The sequence below is a fragment of the Nonomuraea antri genome, assembly GCF_013283785.1.
GTDB classification, from domain to species: Bacteria; Actinomycetota; Actinomycetes; order Streptosporangiales; family Streptosporangiaceae; genus Nonomuraea; species Nonomuraea antri.
Genome location: NZ_JABCPZ010000094.1, coordinates 13,658 through 37,420, shown reverse-complemented (window position 1 = coordinate 37,420; position 23,763 = coordinate 13,658). Strand labels below are relative to the sequence as shown.

Sequence of the window (23,763 nt, the reverse complement as noted above, 5' to 3'; positions counted from 1 at the left end):
GGCCCGCCCGTGTCTGTAAGGTGCTGCTGTGAGCGACTGCCTCTTCTGCAAAATCGTGGCCAAGGAAGTCCAGGCCGACGTCGTCTACGAGACCGACAGGACACTGGCGTTCCGCGACATCAACCCGCAGGCACCCACGCACGTGCTGGTGATCCCCAAGGAGCACCACGCGAACGCGGCCGCGCTCGCCGAGGCCGACGACGGCCTGGCCGACGACGTGCTGAAGGCCGCGCACGCGGTGGCGGTGCAGGAGGGCGTGGCGGAAGGCGGTTACCGGGTGGTGTTCAACACCGGTCCGGGCGCTGGTCAGACCGTTTTCCACGTGCACGCCCACGTGCTGGGCGGCCGCGGCCTGGGCTGGCCGCCGGGCTAGATCGGCCGCGGTGATATTGACGCGAGCAATCGGCCTGGTCCCGGCTACCATGGGCGAAGAAGCACACCGAAAGAGACCGGGAGGCATCAGGCCGCTGGCCTGCCCATGTCCGAACTACACGAATCCCGACGAACGGCACCTCCCTCGCGCACTCAAGCCAAGGTGCTGATTCCGGACGAATACCCGATGGTCAGCCTCCTCGGCTCCCGTGACGAGCTGCTACGCGTCATCGAGGGCGCCTTCAGGGCCGACATCCACGTACGGGGCAACGAGATCACCGTCACCGGCAGCCCGGAGGAGAGCAGCGCCGTGGTGCGGCTCTTCGAGGAGCTGGTCGAGGTGCTGCGCAGCGGCGGCGAACTCACCCCTGACGCGGTCGAGCGGAGCATCGCCATGATGCGCATGACCTCCGACCGCCCCGCCGAAGTGCTGTCGCTCGACATCCTGTCCTCACGCGGGCGCACGATCCGGCCGAAGACCGTCAACCAGAAGCGTTACGTCGACGCGATCGACAAGCACACGATCGTGTTCGGCATCGGCCCCGCGGGCACCGGCAAGACCTACCTCGCGATGGCCAAGGCCGTGCGCGCGCTGCAGGAGAAGCGGGTCAACCGCATCATCCTGACCAGGCCCGCGGTCGAGGCCGGCGAGCGGCTGGGCTTCCTGCCCGGCACGCTCTACGAGAAGATCGACCCGTACCTGCGCCCGCTGTACGACGCGCTGCACGACATGGTCGACCCCGACTCCATCCCCAAGCTCATGGCCGCGGGCACGATCGAGGTCGCGCCGCTGGCGTACATGCGCGGCCGCACGCTCAACGACGCGTTCATCATCCTCGACGAGGCCCAGAACTCCTCGGCCGAGCAGATGAAGATGTTCCTCACCAGGCTCGGGTTCAACTCCAAGATCGTGGTGACGGGTGACGTGACGCAGGTCGACCTGCCCGCGGGCACCCAGAGCGGGCTGCGGGTCGTGCAGGAGATCCTGGAGGGCATCCCCGACATCCACTTCGCCCGCCTGGCCAGCTCCGACGTGGTCCGGCACAAGCTGGTGAGCGACATCGTCGACGCCTACGGGCGCTACGACGCCGTGCGCGAGCAGCAGGAGCCCAAGCCGATCCGGGGGAAGCGGCGATGAGCATCGAGATCAACAACGAGTCCGGCGTCGAGATCGACGAGGAGAACCTCGTCGCGCTGGCCACCCACGTGCTCGGCGAGATGGGCATCAACCCGCTCGCCGAGCTGTCCATCGTGGTGGTCGCCGAAGACGCGATGGCCGAGCTGCACGAGAAGTGGATGGGCGAGCCAGGCCCCACCGACGTGCTGGCCTTCCCGATGGACGAACTGCGTCCGGGTGGGGGCGCGCGCGGCGAGTCCGAGGGCCCGGCCGATCCGGCGCTGCTCGGTGACGTGGTGTTGTGCCCGGCGGTCGCCGCCAGGCAGGCGAAGGACGCCGGGCACGACACGCGCGACGAGCTGGAGCTGCTGTGCACGCACGGCATACTCCATCTGCTCGGCTACGACCACGCCGAGCCGGAGGAGCACAAGGAGATGTTCGGGCTGCAGGCTCAGCTCCTTGAGTCGTGGCAGGGGGTGCGCGACCCGCGGTGAACGCCTGGTTGCTTTCGGCCATCGCGCTCGTGATCGTCGGTGGCCTGATCGCCAGTGCGGAGACGGCACTGTCGCGCATCTCCAGGGTGCGCGCGGAGGAGTTCACCCGGGACGGCCGGCGCGCCGCCCAGCGGCTGCAGGCCATCGTCGACGACCCGCCGCGCTATCTCAACCTGCTGCTGCTGCTCAGGCTGAGCTGCGAACTGGTGGCCACGGTCATCGCGACGCTGCTGTTCATCGACCTCATGCGCGACCAGGGCTGGGCGTACGTGTGGGCCGCGGTCGTGATGATCGTGGTCAGCTACGTGGTCGTCGGCGTGATGCCGCGCACCCTGGGCCGCCAGCACGCCGAGCCGATCGCGCTGGCCAGCGCCCCCGTCGTCTACGGGCTGACCCGCATCTTCGGCCCGCTGCCCAAGCTGCTCATCCTGCTGGGCAACGCGCTGACGCCCGGCAAGGGCTTCCGCGACGGCCCGTTCACCTCCGAGGCGGAGCTGCGTGACCTGGTCGACCTGGCCGAGGAGCGCCGGGTGATCGAGCCGGACGAGCGCGAGATGATCCACTCGGTGTTCGAGCTGGGTGACACGCTCGTGCGCGAGGTCATGGTGCCCCGCACCGACATGGTGTACATCGAGCGGGGCAAGACGCTGGGCCAGGCCATGTCACTGGCGTTGCGCAGCGGGTTCTCCCGCATCCCGGTGGTCGGCGAGAACGAGGACGACGTCATCGGCATCGCCTATCTCAAGGACATCGCCCGCAAGACCCACGAGTCCGGGCAGAACGGCGGCAGGGAGAAGATCGAGTCGATCATGCGCTCGGCCACGTACGTGCCCGAGAGCAAGCCCATCGACCAGCTGCTGCGCGAGATGCAGGCCAGGCAGATCCACATGGCCATCGTCATCGACGAGTACGGCGGCACGGCGGGCCTGGTCACCATCGAGGACGTGCTGGAGGAGATCGTCGGCGAGATCACCGACGAGTACGACCAGGAGGCGCCGCGTGTCGAGCCGATGCCCGACGGCGCCCTGCGCGTGACGGCCCGCATGCCGGTCGACGAGCTGGCCGAGCTGTTCGACACCGAGATCGAGGTCGACGACGTCGAGACCGTGGGCGGGCTGCTGGCCCACGCGCTGGGCCGGGTGCCGATCGCCGGCTCGCAGGCCGAGGTGGCCGGGCTGCAGCTCACCGCGGAGAGCCTGGCCGGGCGGCGCAACCGCATCAGCACGGTGGTGGTGCGCCGGGTGACGCCGCCCGAGGACGAGGTCGTGCCGGCCGCCGCCGAACGTGACTGACCTGGTTTGCGGTGAGTTGTGGCAAGCGTTCTACAAGTCGTCTGCAAGTTGGGTGCGGCAATGTTCTTCATGACACCCCAGTGCGGTGGGTGTCACAAGGGGGAAGCGTCCGATCGCCGGGTGGGGTTCGCGGGGAAAGGGTGCTTCTGGGGGGACGACAACGTCGCGGCCTGCTAGCCGGCGGTGACGTTGCTCGGCGTAAAGGGTGTTCTCGTCCGGAAAGCCGGACGAGGGCACCCTTTTAGCTTTTGGGGTTTTATTGGAAGCTCCCGTGGATTGCCGCATTCGTCTTTCGGGCACGCTGCGGTCCAGGGGGGATCATGAAACGCGGACTGCGGATCATCGTTTGCGGGCTGCTGGCGGGAGCCCTGGCGGGATGCGGCGGCGGGGGAGCGGAGAGTTTTCTCGACCCGCACGCCGTGATACAGCTACGCGAAGTGCTGAACAAGGGGCCCAGCCTGCCGGACGGCTTCTCCGACCGGCCCGGGCAGGCCTGGCAGGCGCCGTTCGGCCGGGTGGACAAGAACTGCGGCGCGGTGCTCGGCCCGGCCGGCGGACGGGCGCCGGAACGGGCGCTCACCGCCCAGGCGGCGGTCACCTACCAGGGCGACCGGCTGGGCGAGCAGGCCGCGGTCGGGCTCGCCAGGTACGCGGGCGACGAGGTCGAAGGCCACCTCGACACGATCGCCAAGGCGCTGCGCGCGTGCCACGCCGTGCGCTCGGAAGACGGCACCGACCTGCGGCTGCACGTGGTGCCGATCGCGGACACCGGTGACGAGGCGCTGGCCGGGCAACTGCGCGGCCGGCTGAACGGCTACCCGTACGCGCTCGACGTGGTGCTCTCCCGGGTGGAGGACACCCTGGTCTCCGTGGTGCACACCGGCATGAGCGAGATCGATCCGGCACGCACCAGGAAACTGGTCGACGCGGTCATCGGAATGGCCAACGCCTAACCTAGTCACCGTGACTCTCGATCCTGAAGACAGCAAGATCATCACCTTGGCCCGGGCCTCCAGGGCGCGCAACGGGTCCGCCGAGGGCGCGGCCGTGCGCGACGAGACCGGCCGCACCTACTCGGCGACCGACGTGGCGCTCGACTCGCTGACGTTGTCGGCGGTGCAGGTGGCGGTGGCCATGGCGGTGGCCAGTGGCGCCAAGTCGCTGGAGGCGGTGGCCCTGGTCACCACCGGCGCCCCGAGCGCGGCCGACTCCGCCGTCGCCGCCGAGCTGGGCGTCACGTCGCTGCTGGTCGCCCGCCCCGACGGGACGCTGGTCTGACATGCCGATGTCACCGTTCCTGGCCCGGCTGCGGGCCAAGGTGGGCGACGAGCTGCTGATGCTGCCCTCGGCCGCCGGGTTCGTGTTCGACTCCGCCGGCCGGCTGCTCGTGGCCCGCCACGGTGACGTCGGGCTCTGGGCCGCGCCGGGCGGCGGCATCGACCCCGACGAACGTCCCGAGGACGCCGTCGTCAGGGAGCTGCGCGAGGAACTGGCCATCGAGGTGGCGGTACGCGGGCTGATCGGCGTCTTCGGCGGCCCGGAGTTCCGCACCGTCTACCCCAACGGGCACCAGTGCGCGTACGTCATCGCGGGCTACGCCTGCGAGATCGTCTCCGGCACGCCCACGCCCGACGGGGTGGAGATCAACGACGTCCGCTGGGTGTCGGAGCCGGAGCTCGGCGGGCTGACGATGACCGCCTGGTCGCCCCGGGTGCTGCCGCAGGTGTTCGCCTGGTGGCGTGACCAGGCCCGTCGATGGGACACAATGCACTAGTGACTTCGCCAGACAGCCATCGCGCCGGATTCGCCTGCTTCGTGGGGAGGCCGAACGTCGGCAAGTCCACGTTGATGAACGCCCTGGTCGGCACCAAGGTGGCGATCACGTCGTCCAAGCCGCAGACCACCAGGCGCGTCATCAGGGGCATCGTGCACCGGCCCGAGGCCCAGCTCATCATCGTCGACACGCCCGGGCTGCACCGGCCGCGCACGCTGCTCGGCGAGCGGCTCGACAGCCTGGTGCTGTCCACGCTCACCGAGGTCGACGTGATCGGCTTCTGCGTCCCGGCCAACGAGCCGATCGGCAAGGGCGACAGGTTCATCGCCGACAAGCTCGCCGCGGTGAAGAAGACCCCGGTCGTGGCCGTGGTCACCAAGACCGACCTGGCCTCCAGGGAGCAGGTGGCGGAGCAGCTGCTGGCGGTCTCGCAGATCGCGGAGTTCGCCGCGATCGTGCCGGTGTCGGCGCAGGCGGGCGAGCAGCTCGACGTGGTGGCCGACGTGCTCATCGAGCACCTGCCCGAGTCGCCGCCGCTCTACGAGGGCGGGCAGCTCACCGACGAGCCCGAGCAGGTGCTGGTGGGCGAGCTGATCAGGGAGGCGGCGCTGGAGGGCGTGCGCGACGAGCTGCCGCACTCGATCGCCGTGGTGGTCGACGAGATGCTGCCCCGCGAGGGCCGCGACGACCTGCTCGACATCTACGCCCACATGTTCGTCGAACGCCCCTCGCAGAAGGCCATCGTCATCGGCCACAAGGGCGAGCGGCTGCGCGAGGTCGGCACCAAGGCGCGCAAGCAGATCGAGGCGCTGCTGGGCACCCGGGTCTACCTCGACCTGCGCATCAGCGTGGCCAAAGACTGGCAGCGCGACCCCAAGCAGCTGCGCAGGCTCGGCTTCTACGACTGATCATCTCTTGACCACGGCCAGCACCGACACGACGATCACCGCCACCGCGCTGGCCAGGGCCGCGAACCAGCCGAACCTGAGCACCGGCTCGACCGTGAGCAGGGTGCCCACCTCGATGGTGACCCGGTCGCCGAGCCCCCGCGGGGTGCCGATGAACATCACCAGCACCAGCACGGCCAGCGCGCCGGGCACCACGGCCAGGGCGGCGAGCCTGGGCCGGGTGAGCAGGCCGACGACCCCGAACGCCAGGACGGCGATCCCGGCGATGAGCGTGTAGACGCCGAGCCGGTCGTCGACGCCCCTGACGTCGCTCGAGACGCCGCCGCCGATCAGGTCGCTCCTGGCTTCCACGCCCGCCCACGGCAGCACCGCGCAGAACACCAGCAGCGCCCCGGCGATCACCACGGCCAGCGCGTAGCCGCGCCGCGGGCCGGCCTGGACGGGGGCGGGCTGCGTGTAATCGGCCACCCGATCACTGTACGGCGGCCGTCCGCCGCCCACCACCACCCTGCGCGACACACTCGTCACCGTCCACCCGTCAGGACGACCGGGTGTTCGCGGGTTCCGTCGTCGTCCGCGTGGTCCGGGCCAGGCGGTCCGCGCGGGCCGCGCCGTCGTCGTCGCCCAGTTCGCGGAACGTCTGAGCGGCCCGCGCCGCCAGCTCCGCGGCCGTGCCCGTGTCGCCTTCCGCCCGGGTGACCTCGGCCAGCGCGAGCAGGGAACGGGCGCTGAGCAGCCGGTCGCCGAGCCGCACCGCGATGCTCCTGGCCGTCTGGGCGTCGCCGCGGGCGCGGCCGAGATCGCCGCCCGACAGGCGGACCGCGGACAGGTCGAGCAGCGCGTCGACGCGGCGGTGCCGGTCGCCGGCGTCGGCCAGCAGCGTGGCGGCCGCGGACAGGCGGGCCACGGCCTCGGCCGGGCGGCCGGTGCGGTGCAGGACCAGGCCCAGCGCGTGCAGCGTCTCCGCGTCCTCGTGCGCGGGCAGGCAGGCGGTGAGTGTCTGCTCGGCCTCGGCCAGCCTGCCCTGCTCCAGTTGCACCTGGCCGAGCCTGCGCCTGGTGCGGGCCGCGTCCTTGGCCCGGCCGGCCGCCAGGAACCTGGTCAGCGCCTGCCTGAGCCGGTCGTGGGCCAGGGCCCAGCGGCGCTCGGCCCGGTGCAGGTCGCCCTCGTCGCGCAGGATCAGCGCCTCGCCGGTCAGGTCGCCCAGCCGGCCGGCCGCCGCCAGCGCGATCGCGCAGCACTGGCGCCAGTCGTCCAGGAAGCGGTGCCGCTCCAGGAACGGCACCAGCAGGTGGGCCAGCCGCAGGCAGTCCTGGTCGAGCCCGGACCTGCCCAGATCGGCCACCAGGCTGACCAGGAACGCCCGCTCGGCCAGCAGCCACTCGGCCGACTGCCTGATGTCGGTCGTGGCGAACGCCGGCCCGGAGACCGGCGTGAACCTGGCCGCCCTGGCCCGCGCGGTCCTGGCCAGCATCGCCAGATCGGCGGGCACGCCGGCGGCCGTCTCCGCGTTCTGCTGCTCGCGGGCGAACAGCCTGGTCAGGCCGTGCAGCCGGTACCGCACCTGGCCGGCCACGTCGATCAGGTGCGTCTCCAGCAGCCCGGCCTCCACCAGCGCCTCGGCCTCGTCGCCGAGCGCGGCCGCCACCCAGTCGCCGAAGTCGGGCGCCGACAGCGCGCCCAGCCTGCGCAGCGTGCGCCTGGCGGGCTCGGCCAGCGCGTCGTAGCCGACCGAGAACACGCTGCGTACCGTCTGGTCGCCGGCGTGCAGCCGGTCCAGCCGCCCGTGCTCGTCCTCCAGCAGCCCGGCCAGGTAGTCGACGGTCCACTCCGGCCTGGCCGCCAGCCTCGACCCGGCGACGCGCAGCGCGATCGGCAGCCCGCCGCAGATCCTGACCAGCCTGGAGGCGTCGCCGCGGCCCGGGCCGACCAGCTTGACCAGCAGCTCCGCGGCCGACTCGTCGTCGAGCACGCCGACGGAGACCCGGCCGACGCCGGTCAGGCCGCCCAGCGCCGACCGGCTGGTGATCACCGTCGGGGCCGCGGTCAGCAGCGGGCGCACCTGGGCCTCGCTGGAGGCGTGGTCGAGCAGCACGAGCAGCCGCCGGTTGGCCGCGTACGTGCGCAGCAGCCGCTCACGCTGGTCCAGCCCGACCGGGATGGCCTGCGCCGGGCAGCCCAGCCAGCGCAGGAAGTCCTCCAGGACGGCGGCGGGCTCGGCCGTCTCGCGCAGGTCGGCGTAGAGGATGCCGTCGGGGAAGCGCTCGCGGCGGGTCCAGGCCGCGTGCACGGCCAGCGCCGACTTGCCCACCCCGGCCGCGCCGTGGATCACCACGTGCCCGCCGACCACCCGGTCGAGCAGGTCGTGCCGGCCGCAGAAGTCGGCCACGTCGTGCGGCAGCAGCATCGGCGGCCCGGCCGAGACGTGCAGCGACACGTCGTCGTGCAGCATGCGGTGGTAGAGCAGCTGCAGCTCGGAGTCGGGCTCGATCGCGTGCCCGTCGTCGAGGCTGTCACGCAGCGCCGCGTACGCCTCCAGCGCCTCCACCCGCCGCCCGCTGCGGTAGAGGGCGAGCATGTACAGGCCGCGGAAGCGCTGCCAGAGCGAATGCAGGTCGACCAGCCGGCGCAGCTCCGACAGGATCTCGCGGTGCCGGCCGGCGTCGAGGTCGCGGGCCAGCCTGCGCTCGATGGCCAGCAGCCGCAGCTCCTCCAGCTCGGCCCGCAGCCGCCCGGTCTCGACCCAGCGCTCGCCGGCCGGGTCGACGTCCTCCAGGGCCGGGCCGCGCCACAACCGCAGCGCCTCGTCGTAGTCGCCGCGCTCGACCAGCGTGCGGAAGCACTCGACGTCGATCTGGCCGGGGTCGACCGCCAGCGTGTAGCTGCCGGACGTGGTGGTGATCACGTCCTTGCCGACCAGCCGGCGCAGCTGGCCGATGTAGCCGCGGACCAGCGAGTCGGACCGGTCGCCGCCCTCGCGCGGCCACAGCAGCGCGCGCAGCCGGCCGACCGTGAGCGGGCGGCGTGCGTTCAGCACGAACATCGCCAGCAGGTCGCGGTGTTTCGGGGCGGTCGGGGTGCGATCGTGCGCACCGTCACGCACCTCGAGCGGCCCCATGATCCGAAATTCCACGCGGCCATCCTTCGCTGGGAGGGAAACGTCGATCAGGATCGCACATCCGGCCCTGCGGCCCGCCTCGTTCGGGGGCGGCGGGGGCCGGTCAGGACGTCCAGGCGCGGGCCGCCTCGATGATCTCCTCCAGGTGCCTGCTGTGCGCGCCGTGCCAGTAGACCTGGCCGCACGAGGCGCACCGGCCGTAGGCGTCGTAGGAGCGCCTGGTGCCGGGCTCCAGCATCGGCTCGACGTCCTGCTTGGCCACCTGGACCAGCTCGCCGTTGCACGCCGTGCACCTGGTCCACGGGCGCAGCGGCGGCGCGAACCGGTCGAGCAGGTCGCGCAGCTGGTCTTCCGGACGGTGCCCGCGCACGTACGCGCCCAGCCACAGCGCGCGGCGGCGCAGCAGCCCGCGATCCTGCGTCAGCAGCACCCTGGACTCCTCGTTGGCCTGCACCACCAGCGACGGGTCGTCCATGTCGTTGTGGTAGGCCGTGTCGACGCCGAGCAGCCGCAGCCGCCGCGCCAGCGTGCCCAGGTGCACGTCGAGCAGGAATCGGGGCTCGCGCGGCAGCGCCTGCGGCCGCGGCACCGGGTGCACGTGGGCGGTCTCGCCTGGCCCGAGCAGGTACGACGGCTCGACGCCGCGCCCCTCGACGGTCATCGGCCCCACCTCGGTCAGCGGGACGCCGAGCGACTCCACGTGGTGCCCGAGCGTCGACGTGCCGTCGGGCCTGACCTGCTGCCACTCCCTACGCCGACTGGCGGGCAGGAACATGGTCAGCTCCGAGTCGATGCGCAGCCGCGCCTCCCGTTCCGTCACGCCGTCCATTCTGGAGCAGCGGCTAACGTGAAGGCCATGTCAATATCGCGCCGCGCGCTGCTGGCCTTCGTGGCGCTGGCCGCGGGGTGCTCGGCCACCGGCGGTGAGCCGCCGGAGCTGCGCCTGGCCACCGGGCCTGACGGCGGCCCGTACGGTCAGCTCGGCGAACGGCTCGCGGCCGAGCTGCGCCGCGACGGGCAGGCCGTGCGGGTGCTGAAGACCGCGGCCAGCGTGGAGAACCTGGTCATGCTGGCCGACGGGCGGGCCGACGTGGCCTTCACGCTGGCCGACAGCGCCGACGACGCGGTCCGGGTGCGCCACCAGCCGGTCGCCGCGCTGGCCAGGATGTACATGAACTACGTGCACCTGGTCGTGCGGCGCGATTCCGCCATCGCCGGCCCGGCGAACCTGGCCGGGCGGCGGGTTTCCATCGGGGCCGAGGGGTCGGGCACGGCGGTGACCGCGGCCCGGGTGATCGCCGCGGCCGAGACCACGGCGACCTTCGTCAGGCTCGGGCTGGACGATTCGATCAAGGCGCTGCGCGCCGGCCGGATCGAGGCGTTCTTCTGGTCGGGCGGCGTGCCCACGCCCGCGCTCGCCTCGCTGACCGACATCAGGCTGGTCCCGCTCGAACCGCTGGTGCCGGTGCTGCGCCGCACCTTCGGTCCGGTGTACGAGCACGCGACCGTCCCGGCCGGCGTGTACGGCGGGGCGCGGGCGGTGCCGACCGTGGGCACGCCCAGCTACCTGGTGTGCCGGGCCGGGCTGCCCGGCGACCTGGCGTTCACCGTCACCGAGACGCTCTTCCGCGCCCGCGACAGGCTCCAGGCGCCCTCGGCGCCGGGCGGCCGGCTGGACGAGCGGTACGCCATCGGCACCGGCGTCGTGCCGCTGCACGCCGGCGCGGCCCGCTACTACCGGTCGGTCTACGGCTGAGCCGCCTGTCACGGCAGGCGCAGCTCGACCACCAGGCCGTGCGGGACGGCGGGCAGCAGGCTCAGCGTGGCGCCGCCCGTCCTGGCCAGCTCGGCCGCGATGGCCAGGCCCAGGCCGCTGCCGGGGACGTTCGCGTGCGCCCCGGAGCGCCAGAACCGGCCCAGCGCCTCGGCCCGTTCCTCCTCGCCCAGTCCGGGGCCGTCGTCGGTCACCCGGAGCACGCCGTCCAGCAGGGTGACCGTCACCGTCCCGCCGGCGGGCACGAACTTCTGGGCGTTGTCCAGCGCGATGTCGGCGATCCTGGCCGCGTACTCGGGCACCTCGGCCCGCTCGGGGACGTCGGCGGCCAGCCGCACGCCCTTGGCCGCGTACACCTCGCGCCAGGCCCCCAGCCGGGGCGCGAGCGCGGTCTCCGCGCCGCCGGCGCCCACGCCCGCCTCCACCTTGGCCAGCGCCAGCAGGTCGGAGACCAGCAGGGTCAGCCGGTCCAGCTCGGCCATGGCCTCGGCGTACTCGGCCGTGCCCGCGTGGCGCAGGTGCGGCTCCAGGTTCTCCAGCCGCAGCCCCAGCACGGTCAGCGGGGTGCGCAGCTCGTGCGAGGCGTCCGCGACGAACGCCCGCTGCCGCTCCATCGCCACCGACACCGCGTCGGCCATCGCGTTGAAGCGCTCCTCCAGCCGCCGCAGCTCCGAGGGCCCAGCGCCCGGATGGGCCCGCGCGTCGAGCCTGCCCTGCGCGATGGCCCGCGTGGTGCGGTCGAGCTCGGTCACCGGACGCAGGATCCAGCGGGCCAGCCGCCTGGCGGCCAGCACCGAGTACGCCAGCGCGACCAGCGCCCCGGCCGCCAGCGCGCCCCACACCAGCGACACGTCCAGCCTGGCCTGGTCGGTGCGGGCGCGCAGCAGCACCACGCCGGTGAGCTGGGCGTCGCGGCCGGCCGGCTCGGCCAGCAGCACGTCGGCCGGGCCGAACGGGCTGATGGACGGCAGTTCCTCGGTGGTGCGCCCGGACAGGGCCAGCCGCACCGCCTCGGTGTCGTCGGACTCGAAACGGCCCGCCGCGACGAGGATCGAGCCGTCCCTGTCGCGGACGCGGACCGCCGCGTCGTACAGCTCGGCGTAGCGGGAGATCTCGGCGATCAGCGCGCTGTGGTCGTCGTCGCGGGCCGCCTGGTCGGCCAGCTCGGCGAAGCGGGTGGCGTCGGCGCGGCGGTCGAGCAGCAGCCGGTTCGTCCGGTGCGAGGAGTAGGCCAGGCCCAGCGGCACGGCCAGCGCCGCGATCACGAAGACGATCAGCGTGGTGAACGTGACGACCAGCCGCGAGTTCACCGCGCGGCCCTCTCGTCCGCCCCGCGCTCGGTCACTGGCCTGACCCCAGGCGGTAGCCGGTGCCGCGCAGCGTCTCCACCAGCCCGGGACGCCCGGTCTTGGCGCGCAGCCCGGCCACGTGCACGTCCAGCGAGCGGGAGGCCGACAGCAGCGGGTCGCCCCAGACCTCGTCCAGGATCTCCTCGCGGCTGCGCACCACGCCGGGCTCGCGCGCCAGCATCGCCAGCACGTCGAACTCGCGCCTGGTCAGCAGCACCTGCTCGCCCGCCACCGTGACCTGCCTGGACTCCAGGTCGATCCGGACGTCGCCGACGCTCACCACCTGGTCGCGCACCGGCATCGGACGCGTGCCCCGGCGCACCACGGCCTCCATCCTGGCCATCAGCTCCACCGTGCGGAACGGTTTGACCAGGTAGTCGTCCGCGCCGGAACGCAGCCCGCGCAGCACCTCGCGCTCCTCGGTCCGCGCGGTCACCACGATGAGCGGCACCGCGGAGACCCGGCGCAGGCGGCGCAGCACGTCGAGGCCGTCCATGTCGGGCAGGCCCAGGTCGAGCAGGACGAAGTCGGCGCCCCCCGCCAGGCGGAGGGCGTCGACGGCCAGCCCCGCGCGCGTGACCCGATGGCCGTGCCGCGCGAGCGCGGTGGTCAGCGCGGACGCGAGCCGATCGTCGTCCTCGACCAGCAGAACTCGCATAGATGGAGGTTACTAAGGGGGAAACCTGCCTGGTCGGACTGCCACCCCACGGTCGTGCCCGGCGAAGGCCCGTAGTGGCAGTCCGACTCGCACCTTTCCCCCTTAGACGCGCGCCGGTACGGATTCGGCCGCGGCCTGCTCGGCGCGCGACAGGGCCGCGTCGCGGGTCTCGCGCATGGTCAGGTAGACCACCAGCGAGACGGCCGCACAACCGGCGACGTACCAGTAGAAGCCGGACTCGACGCCCTGGTCCTTGAACCACAGCGCCACGTACTCGGCGGTGCCGCCGAACAGCGCGTTCGCGATCGCGTACGGCAGCGCCACCCCCAGCGCCCGCACGTGCGTCGGGAACAGCTCGGCCTTCACCACCGCGTTGATCGAGGTGTAACCGGTGATGATGATCAGCCCGGTGAGGGAGAGGACGAACGCCCCCGCGAAGCCCGTCACCCCGCTCAGCGCCGTCATCAGCGGCACCGTGCCCAGCATCGACCCGATCCCGAACGTGATCAGCAGCGGCCGCCGCCCGATCCGGTCCGACAGCGCCCCGGCCAGCGGCTGCAGGCACATGAAGACGAACAACGCGCTGAAGCTGACCAGCGTCGCGGTCTCCTTCGGCAGCTCGGCGGTGAGCGTGAGGTACTTCGTGAGATAGGTCGTGTACGTGTAGTACGCCACCGTGCCGCCCATCGTCAGCGCGATGACCAGCAGCGCTTCCTTGCGGTGCGCGAGGAGCTGGGAGATGCTGCCCCGCTTCTCGGCGCCGACCTCGCGCTCCTCCTCGCCGTACGCCTCGGTCTCCATGAGGCTGCGACGCAGGTAGAACACCACCACGGCGGCCACCGCGCCGACGATGAACGGGATGCGCCAGCCGTAGGAGTGCAGCGCCTCCTTCGACATCGTGTTCTGCAGGATGATCTGCAGGCCCAGGCCGATGAGCTGGCCGCCGGTCATGGAGACGTACTGGAAGGACGAGGCGAAGCCGCGCCTGCCCGGCGGGGTGGCCTCGGTGAGGTAGGTGGCGCTGGCGGCGTACTCGCCGCCCACCGAGATCCCCTGGAGCAGCCGCGCGACCAGCAGCACGACCGCGCCGAAGTAGCCGACGCTCTCGTACGTCGGCGCGATCGCGATCAGCAGCGCGCTGGCCGACATGAGCGTGACGGTGAGCGTGAGCGCCGCCTTGCGGCCCTTCTTGTCCGCGTACCTGCCGAGCAGCCAGCCGCCGATCGGCCGCATGAAGAAGCCGACGGCGAAGATGCCCATGGTGTTGAGCGCCTTCGCGGTGTCGTCGCCCTCGGGGAAGAAGGACGCGGCGAAGTAGAGGGCGAAGCTGGAGTAGACGAACCAGTCGTACCACTCGACCAGATTGCCGACGGAGCCGCCGACCACTGCTTTCCACGGCACGCGGGGTTTGCTCACGATGAAACCTCCTGGGGAGTAGGTGCAGGCCAGAGCCTTTCCCCGGAAGGTTGTTCGGACAAGGGGAGCCGGGTCAGATCTAACGTGCGCTTAACATGCGCTTTTTACGCCGGCGTGACGTCAGGGCAACTCGGGGTTGGCCAGTTCGGCTCTTTCCAGCGCCAGCTCGGCCCACCATCTGCCGCTGCCCGGCGACCGCGTGCCGCGCACCGGGTCCTCCGTGCCGGGTTCGCCGCGCGGGCAGTCGCCGTTCGACAGGCCGGGGTCGTTGAGCCACAGGTACGCGTCGGCCAGCGGGTCGCCCGTGCGCGTGGTCGGCAGGTCGCCGGTGCCGCGGCCCGGCGGGTTGCACCAGACCATCGGGTCGGTGAGCGCGGCGTGCGCGGGATCCCGCTTCGGGTCCCAGGAGCCCTGGCCGTTGCGGCTGGTGTCGATCACGAAGTGCGGCAGGTCGGCGGCGGCCACCGGGACGTCCTGCGGGCAGCCCGTCCTGCCCGTCTTGATGAGCACGCTGACGCAGGCCGACAGCCGGGGGCCGTATTCGAGCAGGGTCTGCGTGCGCTGGTAGCCGACCGCGTTGAGAAAGAAGCCGTCGGCGTCGGCGATGCCGGCCGCGACCAGGCGCTCGGCCATCTCCGCCGTCTCGGGCCAGTCCTTGGTGCTGCCGTCGAGGTAGACGGCGAGGTTCGGGTGCCGCTTGAGCGTCTTGACGGCCTGCGCGATGTCGCGGTAGCGGTGGGCCGCGCTGCCCTTGCCGGCGCACTGCTTGGTGCCTGGGGCCATGGCCAGGCTGTTGGGCTCCAGGATCACGACGGCGGGCGCGTCGCCGATCTGCGTGCCCAGGCTCTCGATCCACTGCCGGTAGGCGGGTTCGAGCGGGGTGCAGTCGTTGCCGCCCAGGACGTTGGCCACGAAGACCGGCAGGTCGCCGCTCCGCTTCGTCTGGTCCAGGACGGTGGCGACCCTGGACCTGATGTCACCGTCGTCCAGCCGGACGGCCTGGGGGACCTGGGCGAGCCTGCTCATCAGGGCGGCGTCGGCCCGGCGGTCCTGCCGCCAGCTGACGGCCTGAGCGGCGGCGCCCGAGTTGGCCTCGAGGTGGAAGCGGACCCCGGCGGCACGCACCGGGTTGCCCCTCGTGACGGACGCCCTGGCGGTGTCGTCGGTGTTCTCGGTGGCCGCGGGGACTCCGCCACTGCCGTCGGGCCACAGGACGGCCGTGGTGACGCCCGCGACGGCCACCAGCACGGCCGCCGCGGCGGCCAGCAGCCGCTTGCGCCGCCCGTCCGCCGGCCCGTCGGGCGGCCCATCGGGCGACACGGTCGGTACGGCCGGTTTCTCGTCCTCGGTGGCCGGCGGCGGCGGTGTCACCGGGACGGGCGCCGCGGGGAACGCGCCCATGGGCGGGGTGGCGCTGAGCCGGTTCATCAGGTCCTGGGCCGTCGGACGGTCGGCAGGATCCTTGGCCAGCGACTCCAGCACCAGATCGCGCAACGGGCCGGTCAGGCCGCGCACGTCCGGCGGCTCGGTCACGATGCGCATGAGGATCGTCGGCACCGAGGCCGCGCCGAACGGCGACGCGCCACCGGCGGCGAACGCGACTGTGCAGCCCCAGGAGAAGACGTCCGAGGCCGGCCCGATCTGCGCGCCCGACACCTGCTCGGGCGACATGTACGCGGGCGTGCCCACCAGGCTGCTGCTGATCTCCGCCCCGGCCAGCTGGGCGATGCCGAAGTCGATGACCTTGGGCCCGACCTGGGAGAGCAGCACGTTGGACGGCTTGAGATCGCGGTGCACCACGCCCGCGCCGTGAATCGCGTTCAACGCCATCGCCATGGCCGCGGCCAGCCCGTCGAGCGCCGAGCCGCGCAGCGGCCCCGACTCCTTGACCGCGTCGTCCAGGCTGGGGCCCTCGACGTACTCGGTGACCAGGTACGCCGGGTCGTTCTCCACGTCCGCGGCCAGCACCGGGGCCGTGCAGAACCTGGCGACCCGCTGGGCGGCGGCCACCTCCCTGGCGAAACGCCGCCTGAAGCCGGGGTCGGCGTCCATCCTGGCGTGGATGAGCTTGACCGCCACCCGCCCGCCGTCGGCGCCTTCGGCCAGGTAGACGACGCCCATGCCGCCCTCGCCGAGCCGGCCCAGGAGCGTGTAGGGGCCGACGTGCCGGGGATCGCCGTCTCTCAACGCCGCCAAGGTCATAAACCGTCAGGTTAGCCGTAAGGACGCGGGATGCCCATGCCGGTCACCCGGGGCGCCCGGTCAGACCTCCAGCCGCCATTCGTTCCACTCGTCCAGCAGCTCGAAGCCCATGGCCTCGTTGACGGCCAGCATGTGCGCGTTGACGGTGGCGTTCCAGGTGATGACGCGTTCGAGGTGCGGCTCGTGCTCGTGCAGCCTGATCGCGTTGGCCAGCTTGAGCAGCAGGCCCAGGCGGCGGCCGCGGTGCTCGCGCAGCACCGTCGTGTCGGACTGGCCGGCCCAGCCGGAGGAGCGGTCGGCGTCGAAGTTGATCCTGGTGAGACCGGCGGGCGCGCCGTCGGAGTCGCGCAGGGCGATCGTGGTGTGGCCGGTGCGGCCGCTCAGCGTGAGGTTCCGCTCGTGCTCGCGCATGCGGGCGACGTCGAACGAATCGTCGGCGAGGTCGGAGTCGCGCGGGGCGTCGTTCATGCCGCTCATGAGCGTGGCCAGGGTGGGCAGCAGCTCGTCGGGCGCCGGGCCCGTCCACGAGCGCAGGTGGTAGCCGGGCACGTCGGGTCGCATCCGCTCGAAGGCGGACCAGTCGACCTTGCGCAGGTCGAGCACGCGCCTGGCAAGGGCGAGCGAGACCGTCATGCCGCGCGCCCGCGCGAAACGCGCGCCCACGCCCGTGACCGGGCTCTCGGACAGCAGCAGGCGGCGGCCGTTGGCGCGCATCCGCTCGACGGCGTGATCGAACAGCGCCGTGCCGAGCCCCCTGCCCTGCGCCTCAGGACGGACCACCAGCGGGAACAGCCAGGCCATGTGGGTGTTGCCGGACTCGGGGAAGGACAGCCCGTAGCCGCCGGTCACCTCGCCGTCCTCGGCGATCACCCATGCCTCGGCCCTGGCGCCCGAGCCGCCGGTGCTGACCTCGTGGGCGAAGCGCCGCCCGGACATGACGGGGCCGGGGTCGTCCTTGGCGTAGGCCGGGGCGAAGACGTCGTACAGACCCGTCAGCAGCGCGCCCGGACGGCCGAAGTCGATGGGTTGGATACGCATCCGACCAGCAAAGCGCATGCGTCACCGGCCGGGCGAACGATTTTCGCCCGGCCGGCACCCGTCCGGCCGCCGGCGCCTACCGGAGCGCGCTCACTGGCGGTAGTTCTGGACCTCGCGTGCCGGGCGGGCGCGGGCCTCGTTGGGGTCCTCGCCGGCGTTCCGCCTGGCCCGGCGCTGCCTGAGCAGGTCCCAACACTGGTCGAGTGCCGCTTCCAGCTCCCTGATGCGCGCGTGTTCCTCGTCCGAGTTGACCTGGCCGGCCGTGAGCCTGTCGCGCAGCTCGTGCTCCTCGTCGACCAGAGCGCTGATCCTGGTGAGAATCTCATCGTCCCGCATGCCCAAGACTCTAACGATCGCGTGATAGAACACGCCCTATGTCTGGTGTCGCGCTGGTAAGAAAGCCCGGGCCCCGGATCTCCGAGGGCATCGTCACCCATATCGAGCGCGAGCCGGTCGACCACGAGCGGGCGCGGCGCCAGCACGACGCCTACGCCGCCGCGCTGGGCGTCCACGGCTGGCGGGTGGTGCACGTGCCGCCCGCCGACCACCTGCCCGACGCGCCGTTCGTGGAGGACGTGGTGGTGGTGTGCGGCCAGGTGGCCGTGCTGACCAGGCCGGGCGCGCCGCGGCGGCGGCCCGAGTCCGCGGACGTCGCCACCGCCGTGCACCGGCTGGGCATGAAGGCGGTCAAGATCGTCGAGCCCGGCACTCTGGACGGCGGCGACGTCCTGCAGGTCGGCAAGACGTTGTACGTGGGCAGGTCGGACCGCACCAACGACGAGGGGATCGCCCAGCTCGCCGCGCTGCTGCCGGAACGCGAGGTGGTGCCGGTGGAGCTGCGCGGCGTGCTGCACCTGAAGTCGGCGGTCACCGCGCTGCCCGACGGCACGCTCATCGGCCTGTCAGGACACGTGGACCTGCCCGGCCTGCTGGAGCCGGAGGAGGAGTCGGGCGCGCACGTGGTGCCGCTGGGCGGCGACCGGGTGCTGATGGCTGCCTCGGCGCCGCGCACGGCGGCCCTGCTCAAGCGGCGCGGCCTCAGCGTGACGTCGGTGGACATCTCGGAGTTCGAGAAGCTCGAAGGCTGTGTGACCTGCCTCAGCGTCCTGATGCCCGAGTGAACGCGGGGTGGCGGGGAGAACACGATCTTCTCATGATGTGAGATCAGGCACGGCGCATCCCGAGACGTCTGGTAGCGTGCAGAGCATGCTGCGTGGGCTGCTTCTTAGCTGCCGCGGCGAGGGCCTCTAAGGCCGGCTCCCTCGTCGCGGAGCGAGCCATGCGCGTCGGCCGCTTTCTTCCGACCGACGAGGAGCCCCGGATATGACCGCTCAGCAGCCCAGTTCCATGCCTTTCCAGCGTTATGAGCCGTTCCAGCCGATCAGGTTGACCGATCGCACCTGGCCCGATCAGGTGATCACCAAGGCGCCGCGCTGGTGCGCGGTGGACCTGCGTGACGGCAACCAGGCGCTGATCGACCCGATGGACTCCCACCGCAAGCTCCAGATGTTCGAGCTGCTGGTACGGATGGGCTACAAGGAGATCGAGGTGGGCTTCCCGGCCGCCTCGCAGACCGACTTCGACTTCGTCAGGAAGATCATCGAAGAGGGCCGCGTGCCCGACGACGTGGTGATCCAGGTGCTGACCCAGGCCAGGCCGGAGCTGATCGAGCGGACCTTCGAGTCGATCGAGGGGGCCAAGCAGGCCATCGTCCACCTGTACAACTCGACGTCCACGCTGCAGCGCCGGGTCGTGTTCGGCCAGGACAAGGACGGCATCACCGCCATCGCCGTCGAGGGCGCCAAGCTGGTCAAGAAGCTGGCCGACGCCACCGACGTCGACGTCCACTTCCAGTATTCGCCCGAGTCGTTCACCGGCACCGAGCTGGAATACGCCGTCGAGGTGTGCGACGCGGTCAACGAGGTGTGGCAGCCCACGCCCGACCGCAAGGTCATCGTCAACCTGCCCGCCACCGTCGAGATGGCCACGCCGAACGTCTACGCCGACCAGATCGAGTGGATGCACCGCAACCTCAAGCACCGCGACTCGATCATCCTGTCGCTGCACCCGCACAACGACCGCGGCAGCGCCGTGGCCGCCGCCGAGCTGGGCTACCTGGCCGGCGCCGACCGCATCGAGGGCTGCCTGTTCGGCAACGGCGAGCGCACCGGCAACGTCTGCCTGGTCACCCTGGGCATGAACCTGTTCTCCCAGGGCATCGACCCCGAGATCGACTTCAGTGACATCGACGAGATCCGTCGCGTCACCGAATACTGCAACCAGTTGCCCGTGCACCCGCGCCACCCGTGGGGCGGCGAGCTGGTCTACACCGCCTTCTCCGGCTCCCACCAGGACGCCATCAAGAAGGGCTTCGAGCACCTGGAGATCGACGCCGCCGCGGCCGGGGTCCCGGTCGACGCCTTCACCTGGGCGGTGCCGTACCTGCCGATCGACCCGAAGGACATCGGCCGCAGCTACGAGGCCGTGATCCGGGTCAACAGCCAGTCGGGCAAGGGCGGGGTCGCCTACATCATGAAGGCCGATCACCAGCTCGACCTGCCGCGCCGGCTGCAGATCGAGTTCTCCAAGGTCGTCCAGTCCCGCACCGACGCCGAGGGCGGCGAGATCAGCCCGGCCGCCATGTTCGAGATCTTCCGCGACGAATACCTGCCCAACCCGGCCAACCGCTGGGGCCGGCTCGGCCTGATGGCCCACCGCCACGAGTCGACCGTCGACGACAAGGACCGCATCAGCGCCGACATCCGCCTCGACGGCGAGATCCGGGAGATCGACGGCACCGGCAACGGCCCGATCTCGGCCTTCATCGACGCGATCAGCGCGGTCGGCATCCAGGTGCGCGTCCTCGACTACGTGGAGCACGCGATGAGCGCGGGCACCGACGCCAAGGCCGCCTCGTACCTGGAGTGCGAGGTCGACGGCCAGGTGTTGTGGGGGGTCGGCATCGACGCCAACACCACCACGGCCTCGCTGAAGGCGATCATCTCCGCCGTCAACCGCGCCTCCCGCTGACGTCGTGACACCGGCACCCGGGCCCCGGACAAGGGGCTCGGGTGGTCATGCGTCGAGCTTGCAGCTGTACAACTCGCCGTAGCGTTTCTGCGCGATGCGCATGAGCTCGATCAGGTCCTTGATCCCGTCCCTGCCCTTGACGACCTGGGCCAGGTAGATGTCGATCATCCGGTCTTCGCCGCCGCAACGGAATTCGGCGCTCACTCGATACGGTTGATCGGCCAGCGGGCTGTTTGTCAGGTAGGTGGTCATGCCGTTGCCCAGGTCGGCGGGAAGAGGCTTCGGGCTGTGCCTGCTGTAGAGCTTGCGCCGGTCGTCCATGAGAAAGTCCAAATGCTCTTGACCGGCCGCATCGTCCGCCTGCAGCCAGTTCACCTGAAGAGGCGGGGGAGTACTGGCGGGAGCCCGGCACTGACCGCTCTCCTTGGTGCCGGCCGTCGTCGCCGTCACGGGCCCGTTGATCCCGCTCACCAGGCGAAGCGCCTGTTCAGGGACGAGTTCGCAGACGTACGGCGGGAGATCCGCGATCGGCTGGCCAGCTGGAGCCTGTGTGGGGGCGACGGGCTCGCCGGTCGTGCAGGCCGCCGCGAACAGCAAGAGAGCCGCCAGAGCCACAGGCAGCTGGAAGCCCCTCATTCGTCGTCTCCAGAAGAGGAGGGAATTTTCAGGCCCAGATAGTCGTCCACTTCGTTCGTTCTGCGGAACGTGCCGGAGAAACGGTCGAATATGCTGCTGCTTCCCCCCTTGTCCCGAGCCCAAAGAAGAAACGCGCTGTATTCCTGTGCGCTCATCTCAGCGAAGGGTTTGACCCTGGGCGGTTCCCCGTCGACGAACGTCTCGCCCTCGGGGGGAGCCTCGTCGAACAAGCCCTTGGTCAGCATCGCGGTGGCGAGCATCTGCTCGGCCAGCCTTTCTGTCGCCAGCCGGTTGTCCGCCAAGGTCTGGTGCGCCGCATCGATGCCGCGCCCATGCTCGGACATTCGCTGGGCGACATGCTTGGACAGCTCGTCATATCCGGCCTCGGCGAGTTTTTCGTACCCCTTGCCCACCAGTTCGCCAAAGACGCCGTTGGCTAGTGCCCCCGCGGCTTTGGCCCCTGGAACCGGGAACAGCCCGATCGCGTTGCCCACCATGGTTTTCAGCGACTCGTCTACCTTCTTGTCGTTCAAGCCCTGTGCGATCAGAACTTGTCTGCGGGTTTCCATGATGTGTGTGAAGGGGCTCGCCTCCTCCACGGTTCGGTCTGTCAGGAATTGGATGACGTCGGCTTTGTCGACCCGGCCGTTGTCATTGAGGTCGTACGCTTTTACGTCGGCCTTCGTGAAACCGAACCGCTCGGCGTTCGAGGAGTCGAGGCCGACTGGAGGCGCGGTTCCGAGCGCCTTTCGCATGTGCTCGGTCTGTGCGCCCACCAGGGCATCGAAGGCCGCGTCGTCGGCGTTGGCCAGCAGCAGTGCGTAGGACATGTCCTGAGCTACGGCCTTACCGAATGTCGCGCGATGAAGGTAGAGCTGGGAGAGCTGGTCGATGTTGGCGGCGATCGCGCGGCCCAGTGGGTAGCTCAGGGGTGCGTACCGGTCGAAGATCTTCCTGTTCTTGATCTCCAAGTTGCCGCTGTCGGCCTTACCGAAGGCGGGACGTACCGCGTCGGCGATGATCTTGGTCATTTCGGCCGCCAGTTGACCGGAGGTCGCGTCCTGGCCGGTCGTCGCGATCGTCAGCATGTCGCGCATCGGCTGGTGGTTGCCCAGATAGGTGGACGCGGGCCACCGGGTCGTCAGCAGGTAGTCCAGCACGGACTCCTTCCAGCCGGCCGGGGTGTGGTTCAACAGCGCGTGTGACGCCTCCCGGTTGGAACTCGCCGCGTGGAACAGGTCGTCCACGATCGAGGATCTGCCCTTGCCCGGCGCGCTGGCGTTCACACCGGGACGCAGCGCGGTGCCGAGGCCGAGCGCTCCTGCCAGGTCGACGATGGGGACCTGAGCGCCGCCGAAGACGCGGCCCAGCGCGTCCTTGCTCGCCGCCCATTCGGACTTGCGCTCTTCGTGTTCATACACGATCACGTCGCGTCCGACGATCTCCATGAACTCCTTGGAGAACGGCGATTTCCCGTCGTGAGCACGCCAGATGAGTGCCTGAGCCTGGTAACCCGAATACCTGGTGTCACCGGCCTTGTGCTCGGCCCGGCCCTCTTTCGCCAGGCTCTTGAGAAAGTCGGCTCCCATGTAGGCGGGATTCTTGGGGTCCGTGCCCTTGGCCAGGGCGGTGCTCAGCATGCGCAGGATCCGGCTGCTCGACGCTGCCAGTTTGGCCGCCTCATCGGTCTTGCCATGCTTTGTGGCGTCGCGTATCTGCGCGGCGAGCGATCCGGGCAGCCGGGTCAGGCCCCGAGGGCCCAGCATGCGGAGAAACACTTTGACGAACTCCGGGTCGCCTAGCCGGGACGCGTATTTCTCCAGCTCGGCCAGCGCCTTGGTGTCTCCGTCCGCCGCCTGCTGTGCGGCCCGGCCCGCCAGCGTGCCGTCCAGCAGCCCTTGGGCGGCATGCAGGCTGTCAGGCAGCTCCAGGAAGTTTCCCTTCGGCATGCTCATGCCGAAGATGACCTTCTTTTGCTGCAGTTCGTGGACCATCTTCTGCCGCCGGCGCAGGTCGTCGGCCTGCCCGGTGATCCGGGCGGCCAACTGGCGCAGCCGTGCCGCCGGCGACGTGTCGAGCCCGGCGCTCTGCAACTCGCGGTGCAGGGATTGCGCCAGCTCCTCCAGCCGCCTGGCGGCCTCGGTGTGCTTGCTCGTCATGGTGTCGAACTCGGGCTGCTTGACCCCGGTGAACTCGCTCATGGCCTGTCCTGGAGCGAGCCCAGCTTCTGGTTCGCGCTCTGCACAGCCTTGGCGAGCATGTCGCGCAGCTCCCGCTGATCGGCGTGGACCTGGGTGTCGAACCGGGTGCCGGTCGACCCCACCCACGCGTCGTCGTCCATCAGCCGACAGGAGGGATCGAGCGCCCACCAGTGCTCGTCCGACAGCCGCTGGATCCGCTCCGCAGCGGCCTGCATCGCCTGGCGGTCGAGGTCGGCCATGATGTTCCCCCTTGTGACGGCCGGGGAGCCAGATCAGGAGGCTGCGTCTCCCGCGCGCCACAAGCTAATCAACATCGCGTCAACAGAACAAGCGAAACGTCGCTGAAAGGTATGGCGCCTTCGAGCTTTATGGGGGAATGACACG

General features: G+C 71.0%; 23 protein-coding genes. 11 read left to right on the top strand and 12 right to left on the bottom strand.

Going from position 1 to position 23,763, the window contains the following annotated elements; genetic code table 11:
- Nucleotides 1-28 precede the first annotated feature (28 nt).
- The 8 genes from HII36_RS27940 (at nt 29) to era (ending at nt 5,957) form a co-directional block, all read left to right on the top strand.
- On the top strand, nt 29-373 hold the full coding sequence (locus HII36_RS27940) for a histidine triad nucleotide-binding protein (RefSeq protein WP_173526241.1): 345 nt from the start codon (nt 29-31) through the stop codon (nt 371-373).
- A 105-nt stretch (nt 374-478) separates the two neighbouring features.
- Complete coding sequence (locus HII36_RS27935; protein ID WP_173526240.1) at nt 479-1,510, top strand: PhoH family protein; 1,032 nt, start codon at nt 479-481, stop codon at nt 1,508-1,510.
- Nucleotides 1,507-1,983, top strand: a complete 477-nt coding sequence (gene ybeY / locus HII36_RS27930) for an rRNA maturation RNase YbeY (RefSeq protein ID WP_173526239.1) — start codon at nt 1,507-1,509, stop codon at nt 1,981-1,983. The genes HII36_RS27935 and ybeY overlap by 4 nt, the downstream gene beginning before the upstream one ends.
- A complete protein-coding gene (locus HII36_RS27925; RefSeq protein WP_173526238.1) occupies nt 1,980-3,275 on the top strand; it encodes a hemolysin family protein in 1,296 nt (431 codons plus the stop codon). The genes ybeY and HII36_RS27925 overlap by 4 nt, the downstream gene beginning before the upstream one ends.
- Before the next feature lie 320 nt (nt 3,276-3,595).
- Nucleotides 3,596-4,228, top strand: coding sequence for a hypothetical protein (locus HII36_RS27920; protein ID WP_173526237.1), 633 nt, complete (start codon nt 3,596-3,598; stop codon nt 4,226-4,228).
- 10 nt (nt 4,229-4,238) lie between these two features.
- Nucleotides 4,239-4,553, top strand: coding sequence for a cytidine deaminase (locus tag HII36_RS27915; RefSeq protein WP_173526236.1), 315 nt, complete (start codon nt 4,239-4,241; stop codon nt 4,551-4,553).
- Between the two features lies 1 nt (nt 4,554).
- Entirely contained in the window at nt 4,555-5,049 is a 495-nt protein-coding gene (locus tag HII36_RS27910) for an NUDIX domain-containing protein (RefSeq protein ID WP_328807923.1), read from the top strand.
- Nucleotides 5,031-5,957 carry a GTPase Era gene (gene era, locus HII36_RS27905; protein ID WP_173526235.1) on the top strand — a complete coding sequence of 309 codons (927 nt, stop codon included), beginning with the start codon at nt 5,031-5,033 and terminating at the stop codon, nt 5,955-5,957. Before HII36_RS27910 ends, era begins: the two co-directional genes overlap by 19 nt.
- On the opposite strand, the gene HII36_RS27900 is transcribed toward era, so the two are convergent.
- The 3 genes from HII36_RS27900 to HII36_RS27890 all read right to left on the bottom strand — a co-directional run bounded on the left by HII36_RS27900 (nt 5,958) and on the right by HII36_RS27890 (nt 9,904).
- Nucleotides 5,958-6,425, bottom strand: coding sequence for a hypothetical protein (locus tag HII36_RS27900; RefSeq protein WP_173526234.1), 468 nt, complete (start codon nt 6,423-6,425; stop codon nt 5,958-5,960).
- 70 nt (nt 6,426-6,495) lie between these two features.
- Nucleotides 6,496-9,090 carry an AfsR/SARP family transcriptional regulator gene (locus tag HII36_RS27895; protein ID WP_173526233.1) on the bottom strand — a complete coding sequence of 865 codons (2,595 nt, stop codon included), beginning with the start codon at nt 9,088-9,090 and terminating at the stop codon, nt 6,496-6,498.
- Between the two features lie 88 nt (nt 9,091-9,178).
- Nucleotides 9,179-9,904 (bottom strand): Mut7-C RNAse domain-containing protein, encoded by a 726-nt coding sequence (locus HII36_RS27890; RefSeq protein ID WP_173526232.1) that lies wholly within the window; start codon nt 9,902-9,904, stop codon nt 9,179-9,181.
- Between the two features lie 27 nt (nt 9,905-9,931).
- On the opposite strand from HII36_RS27890, the gene HII36_RS27885 reads away from it, so the two are divergent.
- Nucleotides 9,932-10,831, top strand: coding sequence for a TAXI family TRAP transporter solute-binding subunit (locus HII36_RS27885; protein WP_173526231.1), 900 nt, complete (start codon nt 9,932-9,934; stop codon nt 10,829-10,831).
- An 8-nt stretch (nt 10,832-10,839) separates the two neighbouring features.
- Here the strand turns inward: HII36_RS27885 and HII36_RS27880 are convergent, their stop codons facing one another.
- From HII36_RS27880 to HII36_RS27855, 6 genes are all read right to left on the bottom strand, one after another.
- Nucleotides 10,840-12,159 carry a sensor histidine kinase gene (locus tag HII36_RS27880; RefSeq protein ID WP_173526230.1) on the bottom strand — a complete coding sequence of 440 codons (1,320 nt, stop codon included), beginning with the start codon at nt 12,157-12,159 and terminating at the stop codon, nt 10,840-10,842.
- A gap of 31 nt (nt 12,160-12,190) precedes the next feature.
- Nucleotides 12,191-12,856: a response regulator transcription factor gene (locus HII36_RS27875; protein ID WP_173526229.1), complete on the bottom strand. Its 666-nt coding sequence runs from the start codon at nt 12,854-12,856 to the stop codon at nt 12,191-12,193.
- A gap of 102 nt (nt 12,857-12,958) precedes the next feature.
- On the bottom strand, nt 12,959-14,272 hold the full coding sequence (locus HII36_RS27870) for an MFS transporter (protein ID WP_173526228.1): 1,314 nt from the start codon (nt 14,270-14,272) through the stop codon (nt 12,959-12,961).
- 120 nt (nt 14,273-14,392) lie between these two features.
- Complete coding sequence (locus tag HII36_RS27865) at nt 14,393-16,474, bottom strand: protein kinase domain-containing protein (RefSeq protein ID WP_173526227.1); 2,082 nt, start codon at nt 16,472-16,474, stop codon at nt 14,393-14,395.
- A gap of 60 nt (nt 16,475-16,534) precedes the next feature.
- The gene (locus HII36_RS27860; protein WP_173526226.1) at nt 16,535-17,512 is read right to left on the bottom strand and encodes a GNAT family N-acetyltransferase; all 978 of its coding nucleotides are present in this window, start codon (nt 17,510-17,512) and stop codon (nt 16,535-16,537) included.
- 90 nt (nt 17,513-17,602) lie between these two features.
- Nucleotides 17,603-17,848 (bottom strand): DUF2630 family protein, encoded by a 246-nt coding sequence (locus HII36_RS27855; protein ID WP_173526225.1) that lies wholly within the window; start codon nt 17,846-17,848, stop codon nt 17,603-17,605.
- Between the two features lie 38 nt (nt 17,849-17,886).
- Here HII36_RS27855 and ddaH point away from each other — a divergent pair, with 38 nt between their 5' ends.
- Nucleotides 17,887-18,633, top strand: a complete 747-nt coding sequence (gene ddaH, locus HII36_RS27850) for a dimethylargininase (protein WP_173526224.1) — start codon at nt 17,887-17,889, stop codon at nt 18,631-18,633.
- A gap of 202 nt (nt 18,634-18,835) precedes the next feature.
- Nucleotides 18,836-20,542 carry a 2-isopropylmalate synthase gene (gene leuA, locus HII36_RS27845; protein WP_173526223.1) on the top strand — a complete coding sequence of 569 codons (1,707 nt, stop codon included), beginning with the start codon at nt 18,836-18,838 and terminating at the stop codon, nt 20,540-20,542.
- 45 nt (nt 20,543-20,587) lie between these two features.
- Here the strand turns inward: leuA and HII36_RS27840 are convergent, their stop codons facing one another.
- The 3 genes from HII36_RS27840 to HII36_RS27830 are packed head-to-tail and all read right to left on the bottom strand — an operon-like array spanning nt 20,588 to nt 23,618.
- Nucleotides 20,588-21,178 (bottom strand): hypothetical protein, encoded by a 591-nt coding sequence (locus HII36_RS27840; RefSeq protein ID WP_173526222.1) that lies wholly within the window; start codon nt 21,176-21,178, stop codon nt 20,588-20,590.
- The gene (locus tag HII36_RS27835) at nt 21,175-23,379 is read right to left on the bottom strand and encodes a hypothetical protein (RefSeq protein WP_173526221.1); all 2,205 of its coding nucleotides are present in this window, start codon (nt 23,377-23,379) and stop codon (nt 21,175-21,177) included. Before HII36_RS27835 ends, HII36_RS27840 begins: the two co-directional genes overlap by 4 nt.
- The gene (locus tag HII36_RS27830) at nt 23,376-23,618 is read right to left on the bottom strand and encodes a hypothetical protein (RefSeq protein WP_173526220.1); all 243 of its coding nucleotides are present in this window, start codon (nt 23,616-23,618) and stop codon (nt 23,376-23,378) included. The genes HII36_RS27835 and HII36_RS27830 overlap by 4 nt, the downstream gene beginning before the upstream one ends.
- Nucleotides 23,619-23,763 lie beyond the last annotated feature (145 nt).

What these genes read in the sequence shown, in the direction of transcription:
- HII36_RS27865 (WP_173526227.1), bottom strand. Translation starts at nt 16,474, where the DNA reads ATGACCTTGGCGGCGTTGAGAGACGGCGATCCCCGGCACGTCGGCCCC.
- HII36_RS27840 (WP_173526222.1), bottom strand. Translation starts at nt 21,178, where the DNA reads ATGAGGGGCTTCCAGCTGCCTGTGGCTCTGGCGGCTCTCTTGCTGTTC.
- HII36_RS27890 (WP_173526232.1), bottom strand. Translation starts at nt 9,904, where the DNA reads ATGGACGGCGTGACGGAACGGGAGGCGCGGCTGCGCATCGACTCGGAG.
- era (WP_173526235.1), top strand. Translation starts at nt 5,031, where the DNA reads ATGGGACACAATGCACTAGTGACTTCGCCAGACAGCCATCGCGCCGGA.
- HII36_RS27875 (WP_173526229.1), bottom strand. Translation starts at nt 12,856, where the DNA reads ATGCGAGTTCTGCTGGTCGAGGACGACGATCGGCTCGCGTCCGCGCTG.
- HII36_RS27855 (WP_173526225.1), bottom strand. Translation starts at nt 17,848, where the DNA reads ATGCGGGACGATGAGATTCTCACCAGGATCAGCGCTCTGGTCGACGAG.
- HII36_RS27920 (WP_173526237.1), top strand. Translation starts at nt 3,596, where the DNA reads ATGAAACGCGGACTGCGGATCATCGTTTGCGGGCTGCTGGCGGGAGCC.
- HII36_RS27835 (WP_173526221.1), bottom strand. Translation starts at nt 23,379, where the DNA reads ATGAGCGAGTTCACCGGGGTCAAGCAGCCCGAGTTCGACACCATGACG.
- ddaH (WP_173526224.1), top strand. Translation starts at nt 17,887, where the DNA reads ATGTCTGGTGTCGCGCTGGTAAGAAAGCCCGGGCCCCGGATCTCCGAG.
- HII36_RS27830 (WP_173526220.1), bottom strand. Translation starts at nt 23,618, where the DNA reads ATGGCCGACCTCGACCGCCAGGCGATGCAGGCCGCTGCGGAGCGGATC.
- leuA (WP_173526223.1), top strand. Translation starts at nt 18,836, where the DNA reads ATGACCGCTCAGCAGCCCAGTTCCATGCCTTTCCAGCGTTATGAGCCG.
- ybeY (WP_173526239.1), top strand. Translation starts at nt 1,507, where the DNA reads ATGAGCATCGAGATCAACAACGAGTCCGGCGTCGAGATCGACGAGGAG.
- HII36_RS27860 (WP_173526226.1), bottom strand. Translation starts at nt 17,512, where the DNA reads ATGCGTATCCAACCCATCGACTTCGGCCGTCCGGGCGCGCTGCTGACG.
- HII36_RS27910 (WP_328807923.1), top strand. Translation starts at nt 4,555, where the DNA reads ATGCCGATGTCACCGTTCCTGGCCCGGCTGCGGGCCAAGGTGGGCGAC.
- HII36_RS27885 (WP_173526231.1), top strand. Translation starts at nt 9,932, where the DNA reads ATGTCAATATCGCGCCGCGCGCTGCTGGCCTTCGTGGCGCTGGCCGCG.
- HII36_RS27935 (WP_173526240.1), top strand. Translation starts at nt 479, where the DNA reads ATGTCCGAACTACACGAATCCCGACGAACGGCACCTCCCTCGCGCACT.